The following is a 21,330-nucleotide window of genomic DNA, read 5'->3' as shown; positions in this document are numbered from 1 at the left end:
CCTTCCGTATTGACTTTGACGTAAACGTCAATGCTAGAGTTCGCGGCAAACGTGATCGACAACAATTTTCAATCTTGATGGAAAACGGATTCTGACTATGAACCCCGGACAGGAAGCGATTGTTTCACAACAGGAAAGCATCACTGCGCCGGCAGCAGCAATGGCCGGCGAACCTCCGGTGAGAGAGACCATCGTCACATTCGAATGCGATGACGGATTTCCGCTGACCGGAACTCTTTTTACCGCAGAGAGCGGAGAGAACTCGAAACCGTCCGTGCTGATATCGTCTGCAACGGGCGCTCCGCGCGGATTTTACGCGGCCTTTGCCCGAGCCCTGATCGAGAACGGCAGTCGCGCCGTGCTGACCTACGACTATCGCGGCACCCCGCAATCGCCAAGGCCCAAGGGCTGGACGCAGCGCATCAACATGCGCGACTGGGCGATACAGGACATGGCGGCTGCGATGCGGCGGCTCGATCAGGAAGCCCCCGGCCACGAAATGGTCGGCGTCGGGCAATCCTTCGGCGGTCAGGCGCTGGGCATTTGTGGCGACCCGCAGCGCTTCAGCCGCTACTGCCTGGTGGCGAGCCTTTCAGGATACTGGCGGGGCACCGACACGCCCTGGCAAAACCTGATCAGCATGAATTTGGTCGGCCTGCCTGTCACGGCTTTCTTCGGACGCACCATGCCCTTCATGGGACTGGGCGAGAGCATCCCCTCTTCGGTGTTCCAGGACTGGACCCGATGGTGCAATCACCATGAGTATTTCTTCGACGATCCGCAAGTCGGCGCACGGGAGGGATACGCCACCGTCACAATTCCCCTCCTATCCGTCGGCATGACAGACGACCAGTGGGGCACGCCGCGCGCCGTCCGTGGACTTCTCAAACATTATTCCAATGCGGATATCAGCGAGGTCTGGCTATCGCCGGACATGACCAAAGAACCGAAGATCGGTCATCTCGGCTTTTTCCGTTCGCGTTTCAGGGAAACGCTGTGGCCGGATATCATGAACTGGGTATTGAGCCACGAACCGGTCATGACGGCTTCGCGATAGCGTTGGTCAATCTACCCGGACGCCGTCCTTGATCCGGTAGGTTGGGCTGTACATCGTGACGAGTTCTTCCGCGGCGGTCGGATGAACAGCCATGGTGCGATCGAAATCTTCCTTGCTGCAGCCCGCCTTGATCGGTATGGCGAGCAATTGCGCCATCTCGCCGGCGTCAGGTCCGAGAATATGGGCGCCGATAACCTTCCGGTTCTGACCATCAACCACCAGCTTCATGACCATCTTCTCCTGCCGGCCTGACAAGGTGTGTTTCATCGGGCGGAAGACCGCGCGATAGATTTCGACCTCGCCAAGCTTCTCTGTCGCCTCGTCTTCAGTCAGTCCGACTGTGCCGATCTCCGGCTGGGAAAAGACCGCCGTTGCAATCGTATCGTGATCCGGACGGGTCGGATTGTCCCGGAACAATGTCTCGATGACACACATGGATTCGTGGATCGCAACCGGCGTCAGCTGAACCCGGTCGGTCACATCGCCGACGGCGAAGATATGATCGACATTCGTGCGCATATATTCGTCGACGACAATCGCGCCCTTGCCGTCTGTTGCAACGCCAGCCGCTTCGAGCCCAAGACCATCCGTATTCGGCGTGCGCCCGAGCGCCAGCATGACCTCGTCAACCTTCAGGTTGCGATCGCCCGAGGTGATCACGTCAAGCCGCTCGTCGGCGGAGCGCGTAATGCGGTCGATCACCTCTCCGCAGAGGATACGGATACCCTTTTCCTCCATCGTGGCGTGCAACGTGCGGCGCATGTCCATGTCAAAATTCTTCAGAATTTCCCGACCGCGATAGATCAGCGTCGTCTCGACCCCGAGACCATGGAAGATGTTCGCAAACTCGACCGCTATATAGCCGCCGCCGGCGATCAGAATGGACTTCGGAAGCCGCTCAAGATGAAAAGCCTCGTTGGAGGTGATCGCCAGTTCTCCGCCGTTGATCGCGTGGCTGTCGTCGGGTCGCCCGCCTGTCGCCAGAAGGATTTTTTCGGCGGTCACTGTCTTGCCGCTGGAGACGATGCGGATGCGGTGGTCGTCGACCAATTCGGCGCGACTGTCGAAGATCTCGGCGCCGGCGTTGCTGAGGCCCTTGCGGTAGGCCGCTTCGAGGCGGGTGATTTCCTTGTCCTTGTTGGCGACCAGTTCTTTCCAGTCGAACCGGGTCTCGCCAACCGACCAGCCATAACCGTGCGCGTCCTCGAAATGTTCAATGAACTGGGACGCGTAGACAAAGAGTTTCTTCGGAACGCAGCCGCGGATGACACAGGTTCCGCCATAACGAAACTCTTCCGCGACGCCGACTTTCTTGCCCATCGACGCGGCAAGCCTTGCGGCCCTGACGCCGCCCGAGCCGCCGCCGATCACGAAGAAATCATAATCGTAGTCAGACATGGTTCACATTCCTGTCGATGGGAAAACGCGGTCAAGCGGCGGGGCGTCAAAAAACGCCCGACGCCGCCTGTTCATTGCTGAAGCCGCAACCGAAGAAAAACCGGAGGGCTGTCAGTTTCCGTCGGATTCGCCATCCGTTTCAGGCGTTTGCGCAGACGGAGCTTCGCCGAGACGAGCGCGCAATGTCTCTTCGGTCTGGATCGTCAGATCGCGGGAAATGCCATTCGACCAGACTTCAGCCGCGCGCAGCAATTCGCGGGTGACAAGCGGCCCGGTTTCCAGCAACTGCTCGCCGGCCGGGCTCTGGTAGAATTGGGTGATCGCGTTCAGATCCTCGATCGAGAAATTCTTCGCGTAAATCGAAGCCGCTTCCCTCTCGAGGTCAGCGCGGCGACCAACCATGCTGATCGCCGTCTCATCGACAGTCGCCGCGATGATGTCCTGCATGTTGGGCGCAGTCTGGATCAGGCTCGCCTTGAGGCCCTGGGCCGCATTGGGAAGGATCGCATCAAACTGTTGCGTCGCGCCGAGCGCCCTGATCGCCTCGCGGGCGGCGGCGATGTGCTCTGCAGAAGGTTCCTGCGCGAAGGCCGGCGCGGCCAGCCCCAGCGCCATAGCCCCGCAAAGGGCGAATTTCAGTTGGCGAATTCCCGTAGCCGTGTTCATTGTGTTCATAACTCCTGATCTCTTTAGGCAGTCAAAGTCCGCACGCCGGAGGAACCGGCAATAATGGCAGCGGACGCGATATTGAGAAACAATCCGTGCTCGACGACACCCGGAATGGCGTTCAAGGACTCAGAAAGGGCTTCTGCATCCGGAATACGGCCAAATGATGCATCGAGTATATAGTGTCCACCGTCTGTTTCGAAGGGTCCGTCCCGGTCCTGACGGAGCGCGATCTCGCCCGACAACCCGAGCTTTTCGGCTGCTTTGGCAATCGCCATGCGCGTGGCTTCGAGCCCGAAAGGCATCGCTTCGACAGGAAGCGGAAACGCGCCGAGGGTTTCGACCTGCTTGCTTTCGTCTGCTATGACGATCATCTTGCTGGACGCGCACGCCACGATCTTTTCTCGCAGCAATGCCCCTCCTCCACCCTTGATCAATCGCAGATCGCCATCGACTTCGTCGGTTCCGTCGATCGTCAGATCGAGTTCCGGCATTTCGTCGAGCGAATAAAGCGGAATACCAAGCTGGACGCACAGATGGGCGGTTTTCTCGGACGTGGGGACGCCCTTCACATGAAACCCGCCATCGACCTTTTCAGCAAGAAGATTGAGGAATTCCTCGGCCGTAGAACCTGTTCCGATGCCAAGCCGCATGCCGTCCTCGACATAGCTCAGCGCGACCTTCGCCGCCTCGATTTTCAGCGCGCGCGCATCCATGCGCCATCCGCTCCCCTTCATTGACCGTGACGGGCTGTTAGCACGTCGAAGTCGACAAGCAAAGACGTTATACCGCCTGAGCCGTCGAGTTGGATGAAATGACAGGCGTAAGGCCTTGCCTTCGCCGCCGCGCTGCCGTAACCAACCACCCATTCCTGCCCAAACTGGAAACTCCCATGACGCAACCGCTAGTCATCTTCGATCTGGATGGCACTCTCATCCATACGGCCCCGGATCTGATGGCCAGCCTCAATCATGCGATCGAACCTGTCGGCGTTGAACCCGTTCACTATGACGATATGAGCTTCCTCGTTGGTCGCGGCGCCAGGGTCATGATCCAGCGTGCTCTCGAAATGCGCGAAAGATCGGTGACTGCGGAGGAATTCGAAACGCTGTTCGACCGTTTTCTGGCGTTCTACGCAGAATCGATGCCGGGTCAGTCTGCTCTCTATCCCGGCCTCGACGCCGCGATGTCCCGATTGAGTGACGCGGGCATGCCGATGGCGATCTGCACCAACAAGTTGGAACATCTGGCGGTGCGGCTGATCGAACGTCTTGGCATCACGAGTAGTTTCGTGACGATTCTCGGCGGCGACAGCATCGCGGTTCGCAAACCCGATCCGGAACACATTCTGGAAACGATCCGCAGGTCCGGCGCCGAAAAAGCCGTGATGATCGGCGATTCGTCAAATGATATCGTCGCCGCTCGCGAGGCCCGCGTTCCTTCGATCGCAGTAACGTTCGGTTACACCGACATACCGGTCGAGCAATTGGGCGCTGATCATATCATCGACCATTTCAATCTGCTGACGCCGGAACTGATCAACACGCTCGTTGACGCCGCGGACAGAAAAAAGCCGTAAGCGCCTGAACCAAAACAACCTGGCGCGGGCGTCGATCATGCAAAAATCGTACAGACCTTTTCTTTCGCGCCAGACCGCCCATATAAGCCGACAGGCCCTATTACCGGCCGAGCGAATGGATGCGCCTGTATCCTGCGTTGTAAAAATCTGAAAACCGGACTAAAAGTTTCACAATTTCAGCCATGCGGCCGCTCCGTAAAGGTAGCGTATCGTGTATGGCCTCCCGCATCGCAGCCATCTATTCGTCTCGATTGCACGATTACATTGAGAGAACGCTACCCATGACTGTCAAACCAGATATCAAAACCTCGGAAACGTCTGAAATCGCATCCACGACACGCGGAAGCGCCGTGAGATCCATGCGCGAGTCCTTCGGCTACAGTCTTGATGATCTGGCGGTGACCTGTGGGCTGACAACCATCGATATCGCAAGAATTGAAAGCGGAGAGGAAACAGATGAAACACTTCTTCGCCGCATCGCAAATGCGCTCAATCTGCCCGAAGAAGCTCTGACCGGCGAAAGCCCGTCAGAATGATGGCCTCCGGTGGAGCCGACGCTTCACGCCGCCCCACCGATCTGCATTGATCTTACCCGTTGGCGGCGCGGGACTTGCCGGTTTTCTCCACAGCCCGGCCCAGATACTTGTCGCGTTCATAAGTGTCAGCGAAATATCCGACCTTACCGCTGTCATCCGGCCAGGCGGTAAAATAGGAGATGTAGACCGGCATCTTGACCGGCACCTCTTCGGACAGATTGCGGCCCTGTGATATCTGAGCGGCGACGTGTTCGCGAGACTTGCCAAGCACAGCCGCAGCCATGGCGCGGGGATCATGCAAGCGGATACATCCGTGGCTGAAGGCGCGCATATCTTTTTCGAAAAGGCTCTTGGCCGGTGTGTCGTGCATGTAAATGGCATGCGAATTCGGGAAAAGGATCTTGAGTTCGCCGAGCGCATTTTTCGGACCGGGCGGCTGGCGCACATCCACGGGAATCGAATTCGCGCCAACCGAATACCAGTTCACGCTGGCTGAAGAAATGCGGCGCCCTCTCCGGTCTGTGACTTCATATCCAAGACTGTCCAGGTAATAGGGGTTGCTGCGCAGGCGCGGCAGCATCTCGTTGACGATGATCGATCCGGGCACGCCCCAGTAGGGATTAAATTCAACCGTCTCGATTTCGTCCCTGAAAAAACTGGTCTGGTTGGCCCTGGTGCCGACCACGACGCGCATGGACAACTCGACTTTGTCGTTCTCGACATAGTCGGCCAGGAAGGCTGCCTGATTGACGAAGACACGACGCGGCCCGAGTTCTTTCGGCAGCCACCGCAGGCGCTCCATCGCCAGCTTCACCATTTCGATCTTGTCGGCGTTCGTCACGCCTTCCATCTTCGCGATGGTGTTGCGACCGACGATCCCGTCGGCGCTCAGACCGTTTTCCTTCTGGAAATCCTTGACCAGACCGACGAGCTCCGGCGTGTAGACGTCGCTGCCCGAGTTTTCGAACTCGACAAAGGTCAGGCTGTGGTTCATCAGCAGGGTATCAGAGCCCTTAAGCTGTATGGCCTTTATGACGTTGGCGAGTTCCGGATTTGACGTTCCGGGTTTCAGAAACGTGCCTTCCGCAATCTCGACATGTTCCTTCTCGTCGAGTTCCTGCAGGCGGCCGAGCTCTTTCTGCAAGGCCAGGAACTTGTCATTGCGCGGGTTGCTGTTCAACAGCTCGCTTTCGACATCCTCGCTGACAGAGAGTTTCAGCATCACCGGTTCAAAATCGACGGTGTTGCGTTCCAGATCGTGATATCCGGACAGACCATTGGGATTGACCAGACCGCGTGTCGCATCGAGGATGTAGGTCAGCGTCTTTGCGCTCATATCCATTTCGAAACGGATCAGTTCGCGCCGCCGCGCCTCCATATCGTACGCGTCGAATTCTGTATCAGGAAGATCCAGCTGATACATGGCGGGATCGAGACCAACCTCGTCAGCCCGCGCCATTGTATCAAGCGCCATGCGCGCCCGGTCGTTCGCCTGATCGCCGGACACCCATATCAAGCCGGAATTGTTCTTGTAGTAGTCAACAATCGCGTCGCCCACTTCCGGAAAAGCCGTGACACGATATCCATCGAGATACTGGCGACTTTCCTGCATGGGATCGATCGATGGAGGCCGGTACATTGAATGAAGTTCGGCTGGATTCGATTCTGCCAGAATGCTCAGGTCCACCGCCTTCATCGAATCGGGCTGGTAATTGTAGTAGCGAGGAGAACTGACTTTAACCGTCGGCGTGGAAGGTGTCTTTCGGCGCTTGATTTCGACCTGGCGCTGTTGACGCAACTGTTGGCGTCGCTCACGCCGCTCCTTGTTGCGAAAAATATTCCAAATTCCATTTTCCGCCTTGACGGGCTGTGTCGTCGGCAAAACCAGACCCACCGCCAACGTAAAAATCAGCGCCGTTGCGATCATACGCATATCAGTCTCCGTTGTTCATCCCGTACAAGAACGAGTGAATGAAAGATGCGTTCCCACCCGCGTTCTCCGGAAACATAGCTACGGTGTGCGAGCCATGCCATGCAATATTATCATGGTTAAAAATAGTAAAATTGGGGCTATCTCATGAAAATTTGATTGCAACTGAGGTATTCAAGCACCACTCAATCGCCTGGCGGTCAGGATCGGGATAAGACCGGGCCACGAGAATCACTCTTTCATTCCGCCGCCACGGCATGTTCCCGGGTCAGCAAAGCTTCCTTCCGTTCAATTCCCCACCGATAACCCGAGACGCGTCCGTCGGTCCTCACGACCCGGTGGCAGGGTATCGCCATGGCCACCGGATTGGAGCGGCAGGCGGCGCCGACTGCCCGCTGCGCGCCGGGTTGGCCAATCGTCGCCGCAATGTCTGCGTAGCTTGCCGTGGCGCCGGCGGGAATTGCTCTGAGCGCTGCCCAGACTTTTTCCTGAAAGGCCGTGCCGCGAATATCCAGCGGAAGATCGAGCGAGCCTTCTGGCCTCTCGACATGCCCGACGACGCGGGCGACCAGTTCTTCGAAATCCTTGTCCGCGCCGACGAGGCGCGCCTTGCTGAAACGATCCTGCAGACGCGCGACGAGAATTTCGGGATCATCGGCGAACTCGATTGAACACACGCCCTTTTCCGTGGCAGCGACCAGTATCGCACCGAGCGAGCATTCTCCAACCGCAAACCGTATTTCGGCGTTGCGTCCTCCGTCGCGGAATTGTCGCGGCTGCATGCCCAACCGGTTTGCCGCTTCATCGTAGAAGCGACTGCTCGCGTTGTAGCCGGCGTCATAGATCGCCTCGGTCACGGAGGCGCCGGAGGCCAGATTGCCGCGCATCCGCCCGGCCCTAGTCGCCGCCGCATAGGCCTTGGGCGTAATGCCCGTCGCAGCCTTGAACTTGCGATGGAAGTGAAACTTGCTCATGCCGGCCTGTCTGGCGAGGTCGTCGAGGTCGGGAATTTCAACGCTCTCTTCAATCAACCGGCAAGCCGCCTCGATCGCATCCTGCTTGCCGTCAACAGCCAAGGAAAGCGGATCACAACGTTTGCATGGACGAAACCCGTCTTTCCGGGCTTCAGCCGGATCATCGTAAAACCGCACATTCTTGCGCAAGCCCTTTCTGGACGGGCATGACGGCCGACAGAACACGCCCGTGGTGACGACGGCGTAGACGAAACGTCCATCAGCGGATTGATCGCGATTCAGGACCGCCTCCCAGCGGGCGTCGTTAGGATCGATTGACGAATTGTTTTTCATCGGCGTCGTCGGGTCCAGCATTGTCCTGTCCTCGTAATTAATGGATCGGCGTCAAGTCGCAAGCTACGACAAACACTGAAGACGCACACTCCGGTTCTTGCCATCGAACCCGGATCTGCAATTTTCTACCCTGCCTTGAAAAAATACCATTCTCCCTATCTCAATATCGGTAGTAACGTTGTAGTAATGTCGTCAATTCTGAGTTTTGCTATACTCAAAGCCCGGATTGGCATCCGATCTGAAACGCTGAAACGCAACTTCATCAGAGGGAATGAAATGAAGCTACTTCAAATCACATGCGCCGCACTGTTCGTCACAGCAGGCACGATGACCGTTACACCGGTGTTTTCCGCCGGAAACAGCGGCAACACTTGCAATTCCGGCTATGTCTGGGATGAGACGGCCAAGAAATGCGTCAGGAAGAATTCCGAAAATGAAATGGAGTACCGGTTTCAGCAGGGACGCGATTTCGCAAACGCCGGCCAGTATGAAAAGGCAATCGAGATGCTGCAGACCGCAGACGCGAGCGACAAGCGCGTTCTGAACTATCTCGGCTTCTCCAACCGGAAGCTCGGCCGCATCGATGTCGGCATGGAATATTACAGACAGGCCATGGCGATCGATCCGGAATATACGCTCGTGCGTGAATATTACGGTGAAGCGCTTCTCCAGAAAGGCGACCTGACAGGCGCGCTGCAACAGCTGGCGACGATCCAGAAGCTCTGCAGCAGCCGCGAATGCGGCGAATACCAGCAGCTTTCCGGACATATCGCGAACTACATCCGGGACACCGAAAGCTGACGGTTCCAGAGCAGAAAAGCAACTTCCAACCGGCCGCGAAAGCGGCCGGTTTTGTTTTGAACGATTACAATTGACGTTGCCGCCAGCCCCCAATAATTAGATGCCAACCGATCAAGGAGCCTCCCTGCTGCGCTCCGGCAATAGCGAAAGGTTGGATGAATGTCAGATATTGCGGCCGCCGAGTTGTTCCCCCTGGACAAGGACGAAACTCCCTATCGTAAACTGACCTCCGACTTCGTCACCGTGGACAGTTTCAAGGGACAGGAGATACTGTCCGTCGCCGAGGAAGGCATTCGCATGCTGGCCGAGGCGGCTTTCGCGGACATCAATCACCTGCTCCGTCCGGCGCACCTCAAGCAGCTTGCCTCGATACTCAACGACCCGGAAGCTACGGAAAACGACAAGTTCGTGGCTTATGACCTTCTGAAGAACGCGAACATCGCCGCCGGCGGCGTTTTGCCCATGTGCCAGGACACAGGCACGGCCATTATCATGGCAAAGAAGGGACGCCGCGTGTGGACCGAAGGCGGCGACCACGCCGCGCTCGCGAAGGGTGTTCTCGACGCCTACGAACACAAGAACCTGCGCTATTCCCAGCTTGCGCCGATCGCCATGTTCGAGGAAAAAAACACCCGCAACAACCTGCCGGCTCAGATCGATATCTACGAAGAGGGCGAGGACGCCTACAAGTTCCTGTTCGTGGCCAAGGGCGGCGGCTCGGCCAACAAGACCTTCCTTTACCAGGGCACGCCTTCGCTATTGACCCATGACCGCCTGATCGAATTCCTGAAGGAAAAGATTCTGACGCTGGGAACTGCGGCCTGCCCGCCCTATCACCTGGCGATCGTCATCGGCGGCACGTCCGCCGAAATGAATTTGAAGACCGTCAAGCTCGCTTCGACAAAATATCTTGACGGATTGCCGACGCATGGCTCGGAGGACGGACACGCTTTCCGCGATCTGGAGATGGAAGCCGAGGTTCACAAGCTGACGCAGCAAATGGGCGTCGGCGCACAGTTTGGCGGTAAATATTTCTGCCATGACGTGCGCGTGATCCGCCTGCCCCGCCACGGCGCCTCTTTGCCGATCGGCTTGGGCGTGTCGTGTTCCGCCGATCGGCAAGCCAAGGGAAAAATCACCAGGGACGGGGTATTTCTCGAAGAGCTGGAGACCAACCCAGCAAAGTATATGCCGGATATCGACGAAAGCAGCCTGACCGACAATGTGGTGCACATCGACCTCAACCGGCCCATGAACCAGGTTCTGAAAGAACTGTCGCAATATCCGATAAAGACTCGCCTTTCCCTCAGCGGCACAATCATCGTGGCGCGTGATCTCGCCCATTCGAAAATCCGGGAAAGACTGGAAAACGGCGAGGACATGCCTGGCTACTTCAAGGATCACCCGGTCTATTATGCCGGCCCCGCGAAGACCCCCGTCGGCTACGCATCCGGATCCTTCGGCCCCACCACCGCCGGACGCATGGATAGCTATGTGGACCAGTTCCAGTCCTTCGGTGGATCGATGATCATGCTCGCCAAGGGCAATCGTTCCAAGGCGGTGCGCGACGCCTGTGGCCGCCATGGCGGATTTTACCTCGGATCGATCGGCGGCCCCGCCGCGCGGCTCGCCCAGGACTGCATCAAGAGCGTCGACGTCGTCGAATATCCCGAACTCGGGATGGAGGCGATCTGGAAGATCGAGGTTGAAAATTTCCCGGCCTTCATCGTCATCGACGACAAGGGCAACGATTTTTTCCAGGCGCTCAATCTCGGATGACGCCGGGCCGACTGCCTGAGCGGGTCAACGCAGTCTTCCTGTCCCAGGCCGAGTCCTGCGAGAAACTGGGCTCGCCGTTCACCGCGCTATTGCTGAGAAGCATCGCCCAATACGGCCTGCCTGAAACGCCCGTCCGCCAGCGCCTGGCGACCTGGAAAGGCGACATCTCCGGCAGTGGCGATTCCATTCCGTTGAGACTGGCCGGAACACTTCACCAGATGGTGATTCGCAACCTCGACGCCGACCTTGCGGCCATCTATCCGCCGCATGGACCAATGCCGGACCCCGCTATTGTCGCCGACACTGTCGCCCAGGCCATCCTGCGACATCAGGCATTCGTCGACCACTGCCTGGACAGCCCGCCTCAAACCAACGAGATTCGCAGGTCCAGCGCAATCTACCCTGCCCTGCTGAGAATCGCGGCGCAAACCGGTTTGCCGATACGGCTGTCGGAAGTGGGCGCGAGCGCCGGCCTCAATCTGCTCATGGATCGGTTCCATTACCGCTTCGGCGACGTGGAATACGGAGAGAAGGCATCTCCGGTCCACCTCGAACCGGATTGGAAAGGCTGCCTGCCGCCGGCCGTCGATCTGGATATCGTCGCAAGGCGCGGCTGCGACTTGAGACCCTTCGATTTGAGGTCGGAAGACGACCGCATCCGGTTGCGGTCGTATACCTGGCCCGATCAGCAGGACCGACTCGATCGCCTCGACGCAGCTATTGAACTCGCACGTAAAAACCGCTTCGTGGTGGATCGAGCCGACGCCGTCGAATGGCTTGAGCAGCGTCTTCGCACGCGCCCCGCCGGACGCGCCGACGTGGTCTTCAATACCATCGCCTGGCAGTACTTGCCGGACGAGGCCAGGATGAAGGGCAACGCCATCATAGAGAAGGCCGGCCAACAGGCGGGACGGGACTCTCCCCTTTTCTGGGTGTCCATGGAGGCCGATGATCAGCGCCCGGGCGCTCTCCTTCAGATGATTGAATGGCCAGGCGCGCGAACGACGCGGCTCGGACGCGCCGATTTCCATGGCCGCTGGGTCGATTGGCAAGCCTGACGACAATCACCACATCGTTTTGGCGGCCCGGCCGGGCCATTCCTCGTCATAGGCCTTGCCGTCGATCTCTCCCGAGGACATGGAGTCAATGATGTCTCCGGCGCTCGGCAGTGTTTTCGGGTCGACCTGTTGCGCGGGGTCCCAGAGTTTGGAGCGAACGATCGCGCGCGCGCACTGGAAGTAGATTTCTTCGATGGTGATGACGATCACGCTGCGCGGCGCTTTGTCCTGCACTTCGAAACTCGCAAGCAATGACGGTTCGACGCTGATCTGCGCCCTGCCGTTCACCCTGAGCGCGTTGCCGCTTCCCGGAACCAGAAACATCAGCGCCACGCGCGGATCGCGCACGATGTTCCTCAGCGAATCGATGCGATTATTGCCGCGCCGATCAGGCAGGAGCAGCGTCGTTTCATCGCCAATCCGCACGAAACCGCTCAGATCGCCGCGGGGCGAGCAATCAAGCCCCTCCGGCCCCACGGTTGCAAGAGCGCAAAAAGGCGACGCTTCGAGGATGCGCGCGTAGTGCGGCGTCATCCGGCTGGCGACTTTGACCAAAGAGGTTTTTTGCGGAAGGCCGTAAATCGCTTCCAGTTGCCCGACGGTTTCGATGATCGACATGCAGTCTCCGGTCGTAATTCTGAAATGCCCGGAGCATTGTCACATGAACGTCACGGTATTGCGACAGCCGAGTTCTCTCAAGCCGCTTCCCGCAGAGGGTCGACCGGGCGCGCATCGATGAATTCCGCGACCAGCGAACCAATCTCCGGGGCATTGAGGATACGGCGGTGGCCAAGCCCGTCGGCCCTTTCCAGACGGACATGGCTGCCTGCAGCGACGAATTCCTCGGCCGCGCTCCAGGAAACCTCCTTGTCGTCAGGCGCATGGATGACAAGCGCGGGAATGGGCATTGCAGCAAGCAGCCGTGTTCCGACGAAACACGACAGCGGACGGCCCGTGACTTTCTGAACACGGCCATAAAACGTGTTGCGCGCCGCCTCCGGCAACCCGATCCATTCGGCGAACTGGACGAAGACGTCCGCGATGTTGTTTGGCGCCGAAATCAGGACCAGCTTGCGGGGCTTTCTCGCCGCTACGCCGCAAACCGTGCCCCGGGCGGAATTGAGGGCGACGGCTCCGCCGAACGAATGTCCGACGACTGCCGAGAACGGTCCGAATTCCCTCCAGGCCGCGTCTATGGCCTCAACTGCACTCGCCATCGTCAGGCTGCGCCCTGACGATCGCCCGTGCCCAGGAAGATCGACAGCAACGACATTGCGGCCGCTGTCCCTGATTTTCTCGATCAGGGCGATCATGTATTCCGACCGCGATCCCCAGCCATGGACAACAAGCACGGTTTCGGCGCTGTGCATGCGATTGCTGCCACGGAAATGATACGCATTGACGCAGCCGGTCGAAATGACAAGCTGTGTTCGGCTTGCAGACACCATTCGACTTCGAGCGTCGTCAAGCGCCCGGCGGGCCTTGACGGAGGAAGGCTCTTTCGACGGTGTGTGGCTAAACAGGCGAAACGCCATGGCGCCCGCCATATCAGGAGAAATTCGTCCAGCAATATCAAAGACAAGCCGGGTGACCTTTTGACTGAAAGATGTCATATTCGGATTCTCTAAAACAGTTCAAGCATGAACAATATAGTACAACCATGAACAATAATCAACCACTCCCCTGGGACAATAAGAGATTCTGGAACTGGATCGCCGTCGCCCGCGCCTGTCATGTGGTGAAACAGCGTCTTGCCAAGGAACTCGCGCCGCTGGACATCAAGCTTCCACATTTCGACATTCTGGCGAACATCTATCGCAGCGAGGGGATTTCCCAGCAGGATCTTGCGCACAAACTGCTGGTCGGACGCTCCAATATCAGCATGCTGCTGCCGCAGATCGAAAAACGAGGACTGATCGAGCGCCGGCCGGACAATGGGGACAAGCGCGTCCTCCGGCTTTATCTCACCGACAAGGGGCGGGAAATCGCCCGCAGGGGACTGGATATAGAGGTCGGGCTCATCGAAATGTCGATGTCGACCAGCACGCCGGAAGAATGCGACCTCGTCGGCGATGTCATGAAGCGCATGATCGCGAATATGGAAGAGCCATACGATTAACGTCGTTATCGGGGCCTGTCGGCCCGCTCGCGGGTCATCCCCTTGTCGCTGAGTTCGTCGAGATAGGCCCGCCACAGGCGATCATGATCGCTGCCGAGCTCTTGCAGGTAGGTCCAGGTGTATATGCCGGTGTCGTGCATGTCGTCGAAGCCGATCCTGACGGCATAGTTGCCAACCGGCTGCACCGAAACGATCTCGACATTGATCTTGCCTGGAACCGTCACGCGCTGATCGGGAGAATGGCCCTGCACTTCTGCTGATGGCGACAGAACCCGCAACATTTCGGCGCTCAGCGCATAGACCTCGCCACTGTCGAAACTCACGGTCAGAACCCGCCGGTCTTTTGAAACTCTAATCTCGCTTGGCCTTGACATGATTCGATCCGGTCATCGGGGCGATTGAATTGACGCTGTCCGGCGACGGGCATAAACCTTTCCCCGAAACGAATTGCCAGCGCCGACTTGACGAAAACATCCTCCGGCGCGACATAGATGGTTTGGGGGAATATTTAAAGTTCATCCTGACCATTTTGGAGCATAGATGACGCCGCAGCGCGATAAGGAAGCTATGGAGCAGAAAGACGATCGGGCGAACAACGCCTCGATGATCGATCCGTTCGGCCGTTCAATCGACTATCTGCGCGTTTCCGTGACCGATCGCTGTGATTTCCGCTGCACCTATTGCATGGCGGAACACATGACCTTTCTTCCGAAGAAAGAGCTGCTTTCGCTGGAGGAACTGGACCGGCTCTGCACCGTCTTCATTGAAAAGGGCGTCCGCCGTCTGCGGCTGACCGGCGGCGAACCGCTGGTCCGCAAGAACGTTATGCATCTGATCGAGAGGCTTTCGCGCCACTTGCGCTCCGGCGCGCTGAACGAACTGACGCTGACGTCCAACGGCTCTCAACTCTTCCGGTTCGCGGATCAACTGGCGGATCTCGGCGTGCGCCGAATCAATGTGTCGCTGGACACGCTTGATCCCGACAAGTTTCGTCAGATCACTCGCTGGGGCAACCTGGACCGCGTGATGGCTGGTCTCGAAAGCGCCAGGAAGGCCGGCCTGAAGGTCAAGATAAACACCGTGGCCCTGAAGGACTTCAATGATCAGGAAATACCCGAACTGATTCGTTGGGCGCATGGAAGCGGCATGGACATGACCGTGATCGAGACCATGCCGATGGGTGAAATCGAGGAAGACCGCACTGATCATTATCTGCCGCTGTCTGTTCTGAGGGCAAATCTCGCCGACACCTTCGACATGCGCGATATTCCCTACAAAACCGGCGGTCCGGCGCGTTATGTCGAAATCGCCGAAACCGGCGGCCGTCTCGGCTTCATCACGCCGATGACCCACAATTTCTGTGAAAGCTGCAACCGCGTGCGCATTACATGCACCGGAACGCTGTATATGTGCCTCGGACAGGACGACGCCGCCGACTTGCGAGCGCCGTTGCGCAACTCCGAAGGCAATGAGTCTCTTTCCAATGCGATCGACGCTGCAATCGCCCGCAAACCCAAGGGACACGATTTCATTATAGACCGCCGGAACAACCGGCCCGCAGTCGCAAGACATATGAGCGTCACCGGAGGATGACGACGTTACCGGCCGGGTTCCCCGGCCATTTGTGCTTCCGACAAGAAGCTGAGTAGCCATGCCGCTTTCATCCAACATGAAAGGGGCGTTGTTCATGACGCTGGCCATGGCCGGCTTCGTGACCAACGACGCCCTTTTGAAACGCGTCGCCGAGGATATCAGCATGAATCAGGCAATCGTGCTGCGAGGATTCTTCGGCACGATCTGGATTTACCTGATCGCGCGCCGGTTCGGAGCGCTGCGACCCTTGAAGACGGCGTTCGGGCGCCTGCCGGCGCTGCGCACGCTCGGCGAAGTGCTTGGAACCGTGTTCTTCCTGACCGCGCTGACGCATATCGAACTCGCCAACGCCTCGGCCATCCTGCAGGCGCTGCCTCTTGCAATTACCCTCGGCGGCGCGCTTTTCCTGAAAGAGCCGGTTGGCTGGCGGCGTCTCCTGGCGATTCTCGCCGGCTTTTTTGGCGTTTTGCTGATCATCCGACCGGGACTCACCGGGTTTTCCGCCTGGACGATCCTCATCGTATTCGCGGTTTTCTCGGCGACGCTTCGCGACCTGTGCACCCGCGCAATGGATCGCAATATCCCTTCCCTTTACCTGTCGCTGATCGCGGCGCCTGCGGTCGCGATCGCCGGGCTTCTGATGTGCGCCTTCGAGGGACGTTGGGATCCGATTAACTGGACGCAACTGGCGATGCTTGTCGGGGCATCCGTATTCATGCTTGTCGGCTATCAGTTCATCGTCCTGGCGATGCGGGAGGGCGAGATCCCGATCGTCACGCCATTCCGCTACACAAGTCTTCTTTGGGCCGTGATATTCGGCGTGGTTGTTTTTGGAGATTTTCCGGACGCGCTGACGCTTTTGGGCGGAGCAATCATTGTGGCTTCAGGTCTTTATACGCTTTACCGCGAGCAGGTGGTGTTGAAACGCAACGCCGGGGAGGTGGATTCGTGAGTGGATTTCTAAACAGGCGAACGCCGCCAACCATCATCACGCTGGTTATCATGGCCGGCCTTGGCCCGTTGAACATGAACATCATATTGCCAGCCCTGCCGGCGATTGAGATTCATTTTCAGACCCCTTATGTGGCGGTTCAGTTGCTGATTTCGGCTTATCTGGCGATGACGGCGCTGGTCCAGATTGCGCTTGGCCCCCTCTCCGACCGTTACGGCCGGCGGCCGGTGATGCTTGTCAGCATCATAATCACGCTCATCTCGACCCTTGGCTGTATTTATGCCCCAAATTTCGAGGTCTTGCTGATATCGCGATTGGTCCAGACAGCGGTCGTGTCGGGCATAGCCCTGTCGCGCGCTGTGATCCGCGATCTCGTCGAACCGGATGAAGCAGCAAGCATGATCGGCTACGTCACCATGGGCATGGCCGTCATGCCGATGCTGGGACCAGCCGTTGGCGGTTATCTCAGCGAACTCTATGGCTGGCAATCAACCTTCTGGGTGGGATTTGTTTTCACTCTGATCGTCCTGTGGCTCGTCTATTTCGACCTCGGGGAAACCAATCAGCACAAGAGTTCGAGTTTCCGGCAGCAGATCGGCGCCTATCCGGAACTCTTCAGATCCCGCCGCTTCTGGGGCTACTCGTTGTGCGCGGCCTTCACCGTCGGCGCTTTCTTCGCCTTCCTGGGCGGCGGCCCCTACGTCGCCACGGAAATGCTCGACATGAGCCCGGCCACTCTTGGCGCCTACTTCGCCCTGACGGCTGTCGGCTACATGGTTGGGAACTTCTTTTCAGGCATGTTCGCGCGCCGAGTCGGCATCAACAGGATGATGCTGATCGGAAACATGATCGCCGCAAGCGGCATGCTCCTCGCCTTTGTTGTGTTCAAACTGGGGCTTCATCACCCGATTTCGTTCTTCGGCTGCATGTCCTTCATCGGCCTCGGCAATGGCATCACCCTGCCGAGCGCGAACGCCGGAATTGTCAGTGTCCGTCCGCATCTGGCCGGATCGGCGTCCGGGCTGGGAGGCGCGATCATGGTTGGCGGCGGCGCAGTGCTTTCGGTCGTCGCCGGTTCGCTTCTCGGACCAGATACAGGTCCCTATCCGCTGATTTTCGTGATCATGCTGTCTTCGATTGCAGGCATGGTTTCAACGCTTTACGTTATTCACGTTGACCGACTGGTTGCAAAAGAGAACACCAGCGCCTGAGGCGTGCAATGGCAGACACGAGTTTTTTGGTCCGACCCGACCCCGACGATCCGAAGCTTTCACAAGAAGTGGATGGCGTCGACCAGGACGGCAATCCGGTCACCACCCGGGTGGTGACGGAAAAACCGCTGACGCTCTACCTCAACCGGCAGGAGATCGTCACGATGATGACGATCGGCGATTATCCGGACCTTCTGGCCGTCGGCTATCTGCGTAACCAGCACATGCTGTCGCCCGATGACGCAATTACCGACATTGATTACGACGACGAGCTGGATGTGGTCGTCGTCCGCACGGAGCGCGAAACCGACTACGAAGAAAAGATGCAGAAGAAGGTTCGAACCTCCGGCTGCGCGCAAGGCACGGTCTTCGGCGACGTGATGGAGGGATTCGATACCATCCGCCTGTCGGAAACGGCGACTATCCGAACCTCGTGGCTCCATGCGTTGACGAAAGCGATCAACACCGAACCGTCTCTGTATCTTGCCGCCGGCGCCATACATGGCTGCGTGCTGTGCGAGGAAGACCGGCCGCTGGTCTATATGGAGGACGTCGGACGCCACAACGCCGTCGACAAGATCGCCGGATGGATGTTCATGAACAGGGTCTCGCCGGACAACAAGATTTTCTATACGACCGGCCGGCTCACATCCGAAATGGTCATCAAGACGGCGATGATGGGGATTCCTATCCTCGTTTCACGGTCAGGCTTCACGGCCTGGGGCGTCGATCTGGCGCGCAAGGTTGGCCTGACGCTGATCGGCCGCGCGCGCGGAAAACGCTTCGTGGCGCTCTCTGCGCGCCAGCGCATCGTCTACGACCTCGACACGCAGACCGTGGACGATGAGGATACGGGTCGCGGAAAACGACGCTCCGAGGCTGCAGAGGCCGGCCCATGACAATTGCAAGGGAAACAATCGTCGGCTGCATTCTCGCCGGCGGCCTGTCCCGGCGCATGGGCGGCGCCGACAAGGCCCTGATCAGGCTTGGCCCACTGCCAATGATCGCGCACGTGGCCGAACGATTGAGACCGCAGGTCAGCGACCTTGTCATCAACACGAATGGCGATCCTGACCTTTACCGCGCCTTCTCACTGCCGATCGTCAAGGACAGTATTGCCGGATTTGCGGGCCCCCTCGCCGGCATCGCCGCCGGCATGGAGTGGGCGCTGCAACAGCGCAGCGGCGCGACGCATCTGGCGACCGCCGCGGCGGACACGCCATTCTTCCCGGCCGACCTGGTTGCCCGCCTTTCGGATCGGACGGGCGGTGACGCGGGTTGCATCGTTCTGGCGTCGTCGCGCGCGCACCGACATCCCGTATTCGGCCTCTGGCCGCTTGCTCTTCACAAGGATCTTGCCAGGTGGATGGGCTCGACTGACAGCTACAAGGTGATGGCCTGGGTCGAACGACATCCGTGGCGGGTCGTCGAATTCCATGACATCGAGGCTCATTCGAATGGAATAGATCCGTTTTTCAACGCCAATACGCCGCAGGAACTTGCCGAAGCCGAAACCCTGCTCGCAACGATCAAATCCGGATCGGGAGACAAAGGGTGAAGCCGCGTATTTTCGGCATCGCTGGCTGGAAGAATTCCGGCAAGACAGGCCTCACAGTCCGCCTCGTCGAGGAATTGAGCCGCCGCGGTTGGCGGGTCTCGACCGTCAAGCATGCGCATCACGCATTCGACGTCGATCAGAAAGGCAAAGACAGCCGCCGTCACAGGGAGGCGGGAGCAGGCGAAGTAATGATCGTTTCGCAGAACCGCTGGGCGTTAATGCATGAACTTCGGGGGGAGGACGAGCCGAACTTCGGGTCCGTGATCGACCGGCTATCGCCGTGCGACATCGTCATCGTGGAAGGCTACAAGCGGGAAGACCATCCAAAAATCGAGACGCGGCGTCTGAAACCAGAGACTGGCAAGGCCATCTCCGACGGGAATTCTTCTTTCGTGGCGATCGCGTCCGACCACCCGGTCGACGGCGCGCTTCCCGTATTCGATCTGGACGACACTGTCGCCATCGCCGATTTCGTAGAACGGCACACGGGTTTGCGACGATGACCCGGACTGCGTCCCTGCTGAACGACTGCTTCCTGCACGACAAGGACCGTCTGCGCCACAGCGAAGTGCTCGACCTTCTGAAGGAGCGGCTTACGACCGTCGCTGAAACCGAAATTTGCACGTTATCAGAGGCGCTTGGCCGGTTTCTTTCAACGCCTGTCGTCGCGCCTCGCGACGTACCGCTGCACGACAACAGCGCCGTGGATGGATTTGCGTTTTTACACGCCGACTATCTGGAAACCGGGACGCTACGCTCAGGGCCGGTGATCGCCGCCGGCGATCTCGCCGATTACTCTCTGGGCAAAAACGAAGCGGCGCGGATTTTTACCGGAGCAGCAATCCCCGATGGCGCAGACACCGTCGCCATGCAGGAGGACTGCACAGTCGCAGACAATCAGATCACTGTGCCGCCCGGGCTGAAAACAGGAGCGAACCTGCGAAAAGCCGGAGAAGACATCAAATCCGGCGAAATCGTAACGCGGCCCGGCAAGCGCCTGCGCCCGCAGGAGATCGCGTCGCTGGCGTCACTCGGACTTTCAGAGGTTTCGGTTTATCGGAGGATCAGGGTCGCAATCATCTCGACCGGAAATGAGTTGCTGGAAGCCGGACGGCAAACCTCAATCGAAACCGGCCAGGTTTTCGATTCCAACAGCGCCATGCTGCTCGCGCTCTGCGCTTCGCTTCCGGTGACTGTCAGCCGTCTCGGCATTGTGCCGGACGTCGCCTCCGCCGTTGAGGATACAATCGCTCGAGCTGCGGCCACACATGACGTGATACTGACGACAGGAGGAGCTTCGCGCGGAGACGAAGACCATGTCGTCGCGACCATTGACCGGCTCGGCAAGCGCCATGCCTGGCAGATTGCGATCAAGCCCGGCAGACCGATGACATTCGGGCAGATCGGCGATTGCGTTTTTATGGGACTGCCCGGGAATCCGGTCGCCGCCTTCGTGTGTTTCCTTCTCTACTGCCGTCCCGCGCTGACCATTCTCGGCGGGGGAGACTATATCGAGCCGACGCGATTTCCGGTGGCCGCCGGTTTCACGATCGATCGCAAGAAACCTGACAGGCGCGAATTCCTTCGCGGATGGCTGACAACCGGCGAAAGCGGCCCGGTCGCCCGGAAGTTCGAACGGGACGGTTCCGGCCTTATATCCGGCTTGCGCGCCGCCGACGGGCTGATCGAACTGGACGAAGAGACGAGATCGCTGACCATCGGACAGACCGTCTCATACATACCCTTCTCGGAATTCGGGCTATAGAGCCAGATGTGGCTCGCTCCG

22 protein-coding genes are annotated in these 21,330 nt (G+C 58.6%); 14 read left to right on the top strand and 8 right to left on the bottom strand.

Annotation, left to right across the window (positions count from 1 at the left end; genetic code table 11):
* Positions 1-178: 178 nt before the first annotated feature.
* The gene (locus K1W69_RS04430; protein ID WP_220227830.1) at positions 179-1,057 is read left to right on the top strand and encodes an alpha/beta hydrolase family protein; all 879 of its coding nucleotides are present in this window, start codon (positions 179-181) and stop codon (positions 1,055-1,057) included.
* Positions 1,058-1,063: 6 nt separating this feature from the next.
* Here K1W69_RS04430 and gor read toward each other — a convergent pair whose 3' ends face one another.
* The 3 genes from gor to rpiA form a co-directional block, all read right to left on the bottom strand.
* The gene (gene gor / locus K1W69_RS04425; RefSeq protein ID WP_220227112.1) at positions 1,064-2,455 is read right to left on the bottom strand and encodes a glutathione-disulfide reductase; all 1,392 of its coding nucleotides are present in this window, start codon (positions 2,453-2,455) and stop codon (positions 1,064-1,066) included.
* A 111-nt stretch (positions 2,456-2,566) separates the two neighbouring features.
* Positions 2,567-3,121 carry a DUF2059 domain-containing protein gene (locus tag K1W69_RS04420; RefSeq protein ID WP_220227111.1) on the bottom strand — a complete coding sequence of 185 codons (555 nt, stop codon included), beginning with the start codon at positions 3,119-3,121 and terminating at the stop codon, positions 2,567-2,569.
* 23 nt (positions 3,122-3,144) lie between these two features.
* Positions 3,145-3,837: a ribose-5-phosphate isomerase RpiA gene (rpiA, locus tag K1W69_RS04415; RefSeq protein WP_220227110.1), complete on the bottom strand. Its 693-nt coding sequence runs from the start codon at positions 3,835-3,837 to the stop codon at positions 3,145-3,147.
* Positions 3,838-4,013: 176 nt separating this feature from the next.
* On the opposite strand from rpiA, the gene K1W69_RS04410 reads away from it, so the two are divergent.
* Both K1W69_RS04410 and K1W69_RS04405 read left to right on the top strand, forming a co-directional pair.
* Positions 4,014-4,700 (top strand): HAD family hydrolase, encoded by a 687-nt coding sequence (locus K1W69_RS04410; protein WP_220227109.1) that lies wholly within the window; start codon positions 4,014-4,016, stop codon positions 4,698-4,700.
* Positions 4,701-4,915: 215 nt separating this feature from the next.
* Entirely contained in the window at positions 4,916-5,236 is a 321-nt protein-coding gene (locus tag K1W69_RS04405) for a helix-turn-helix domain-containing protein (RefSeq protein ID WP_258570804.1), read from the top strand.
* Positions 5,237-5,288: 52 nt separating this feature from the next.
* On the opposite strand, the gene K1W69_RS04400 is transcribed toward K1W69_RS04405, so the two are convergent.
* Positions 5,289-7,169, bottom strand: a complete 1,881-nt coding sequence (locus tag K1W69_RS04400; protein ID WP_220227108.1) for a L,D-transpeptidase family protein — start codon at positions 7,167-7,169, stop codon at positions 5,289-5,291.
* Positions 7,170-7,405: 236 nt separating this feature from the next.
* Positions 7,406-8,494, bottom strand: coding sequence for a bifunctional DNA-binding transcriptional regulator/O6-methylguanine-DNA methyltransferase Ada (ada, locus tag K1W69_RS04395; protein ID WP_258570803.1), 1,089 nt, complete (start codon positions 8,492-8,494; stop codon positions 7,406-7,408).
* A gap of 255 nt (positions 8,495-8,749) precedes the next feature.
* Here ada and K1W69_RS04390 point away from each other — a divergent pair, with 255 nt between their 5' ends.
* From K1W69_RS04390 to K1W69_RS04380, 3 genes are all read left to right on the top strand, one after another.
* Entirely contained in the window at positions 8,750-9,274 is a 525-nt protein-coding gene (locus tag K1W69_RS04390; protein WP_220227107.1) for a tetratricopeptide repeat protein, read from the top strand.
* Positions 9,275-9,433: 159 nt separating this feature from the next.
* A complete protein-coding gene (locus K1W69_RS04385) occupies positions 9,434-11,053 on the top strand; it encodes a fumarate hydratase (protein WP_220227106.1) in 1,620 nt (539 codons plus the stop codon).
* Positions 11,050-12,111 (top strand): DUF2332 domain-containing protein, encoded by a 1,062-nt coding sequence (locus tag K1W69_RS04380; RefSeq protein ID WP_220227105.1) that lies wholly within the window; start codon positions 11,050-11,052, stop codon positions 12,109-12,111. Before K1W69_RS04385 ends, K1W69_RS04380 begins: the two co-directional genes overlap by 4 nt.
* A 6-nt stretch (positions 12,112-12,117) precedes the next feature.
* Here K1W69_RS04380 and K1W69_RS04375 read toward each other — a convergent pair whose 3' ends face one another.
* Positions 12,118-12,729: a pyridoxamine 5'-phosphate oxidase family protein gene (locus K1W69_RS04375; RefSeq protein WP_220227104.1), complete on the bottom strand. Its 612-nt coding sequence runs from the start codon at positions 12,727-12,729 to the stop codon at positions 12,118-12,120.
* A gap of 77 nt (positions 12,730-12,806) precedes the next feature.
* Positions 12,807-13,724 carry an alpha/beta fold hydrolase gene (locus K1W69_RS04370; protein WP_220227103.1) on the bottom strand — a complete coding sequence of 306 codons (918 nt, stop codon included), beginning with the start codon at positions 13,722-13,724 and terminating at the stop codon, positions 12,807-12,809.
* A 47-nt stretch (positions 13,725-13,771) separates the two neighbouring features.
* On the opposite strand from K1W69_RS04370, the gene K1W69_RS04365 reads away from it, so the two are divergent.
* Positions 13,772-14,230, top strand: a complete 459-nt coding sequence (locus K1W69_RS04365) for a MarR family winged helix-turn-helix transcriptional regulator (protein WP_220227102.1) — start codon at positions 13,772-13,774, stop codon at positions 14,228-14,230.
* Between the two features lie 5 nt (positions 14,231-14,235).
* Here the strand turns inward: K1W69_RS04365 and K1W69_RS04360 are convergent, their stop codons facing one another.
* Positions 14,236-14,604: a gamma-butyrobetaine hydroxylase family protein gene (locus tag K1W69_RS04360; protein WP_220227101.1), complete on the bottom strand. Its 369-nt coding sequence runs from the start codon at positions 14,602-14,604 to the stop codon at positions 14,236-14,238.
* A gap of 229 nt (positions 14,605-14,833) precedes the next feature.
* Between K1W69_RS04360 and moaA the strand changes: the two genes are divergently transcribed.
* The 7 genes from moaA to K1W69_RS04325 are packed head-to-tail and all read left to right on the top strand — an operon-like array spanning position 14,834 to position 21,309.
* The gene (moaA, locus tag K1W69_RS04355; RefSeq protein WP_220227827.1) at positions 14,834-15,823 is read left to right on the top strand and encodes a GTP 3',8-cyclase MoaA; all 990 of its coding nucleotides are present in this window, start codon (positions 14,834-14,836) and stop codon (positions 15,821-15,823) included.
* Positions 15,824-15,881: 58 nt separating this feature from the next.
* The gene (locus K1W69_RS04350) at positions 15,882-16,775 is read left to right on the top strand and encodes a DMT family transporter (protein ID WP_220227100.1); all 894 of its coding nucleotides are present in this window, start codon (positions 15,882-15,884) and stop codon (positions 16,773-16,775) included.
* Positions 16,772-17,986: a multidrug effflux MFS transporter gene (locus tag K1W69_RS04345; RefSeq protein WP_220227099.1), complete on the top strand. Its 1,215-nt coding sequence runs from the start codon at positions 16,772-16,774 to the stop codon at positions 17,984-17,986. The genes K1W69_RS04350 and K1W69_RS04345 overlap by 4 nt, the downstream gene beginning before the upstream one ends.
* A gap of 8 nt (positions 17,987-17,994) precedes the next feature.
* Positions 17,995-18,885, top strand: a complete 891-nt coding sequence (locus tag K1W69_RS04340; RefSeq protein WP_220227098.1) for a formate dehydrogenase accessory sulfurtransferase FdhD — start codon at positions 17,995-17,997, stop codon at positions 18,883-18,885.
* Complete coding sequence (gene mobA, locus K1W69_RS04335; protein WP_220227096.1) at positions 18,882-19,544, top strand: molybdenum cofactor guanylyltransferase MobA; 663 nt, start codon at positions 18,882-18,884, stop codon at positions 19,542-19,544. The genes K1W69_RS04340 and mobA overlap by 4 nt, the downstream gene beginning before the upstream one ends.
* The gene (gene mobB / locus K1W69_RS04330; RefSeq protein WP_220227095.1) at positions 19,541-20,047 is read left to right on the top strand and encodes a molybdopterin-guanine dinucleotide biosynthesis protein B; all 507 of its coding nucleotides are present in this window, start codon (positions 19,541-19,543) and stop codon (positions 20,045-20,047) included. The genes mobA and mobB overlap by 4 nt, the downstream gene beginning before the upstream one ends.
* Positions 20,044-21,309, top strand: a complete 1,266-nt coding sequence (locus tag K1W69_RS04325; protein WP_220227094.1) for a molybdopterin molybdotransferase MoeA — start codon at positions 20,044-20,046, stop codon at positions 21,307-21,309. Before mobB ends, K1W69_RS04325 begins: the two co-directional genes overlap by 4 nt.
* Positions 21,310-21,330 lie beyond the last annotated feature (21 nt).

Origin of the sequence: Flavimaribacter sediminis, from assembly GCF_019492055.1 — a bacterium.
GTDB lineage: Bacteria > Pseudomonadota > Alphaproteobacteria > Rhizobiales > Rhizobiaceae > Flavimaribacter > Flavimaribacter sediminis.
This window is presented reverse-complemented; position numbering and strand designations above follow the sequence as displayed.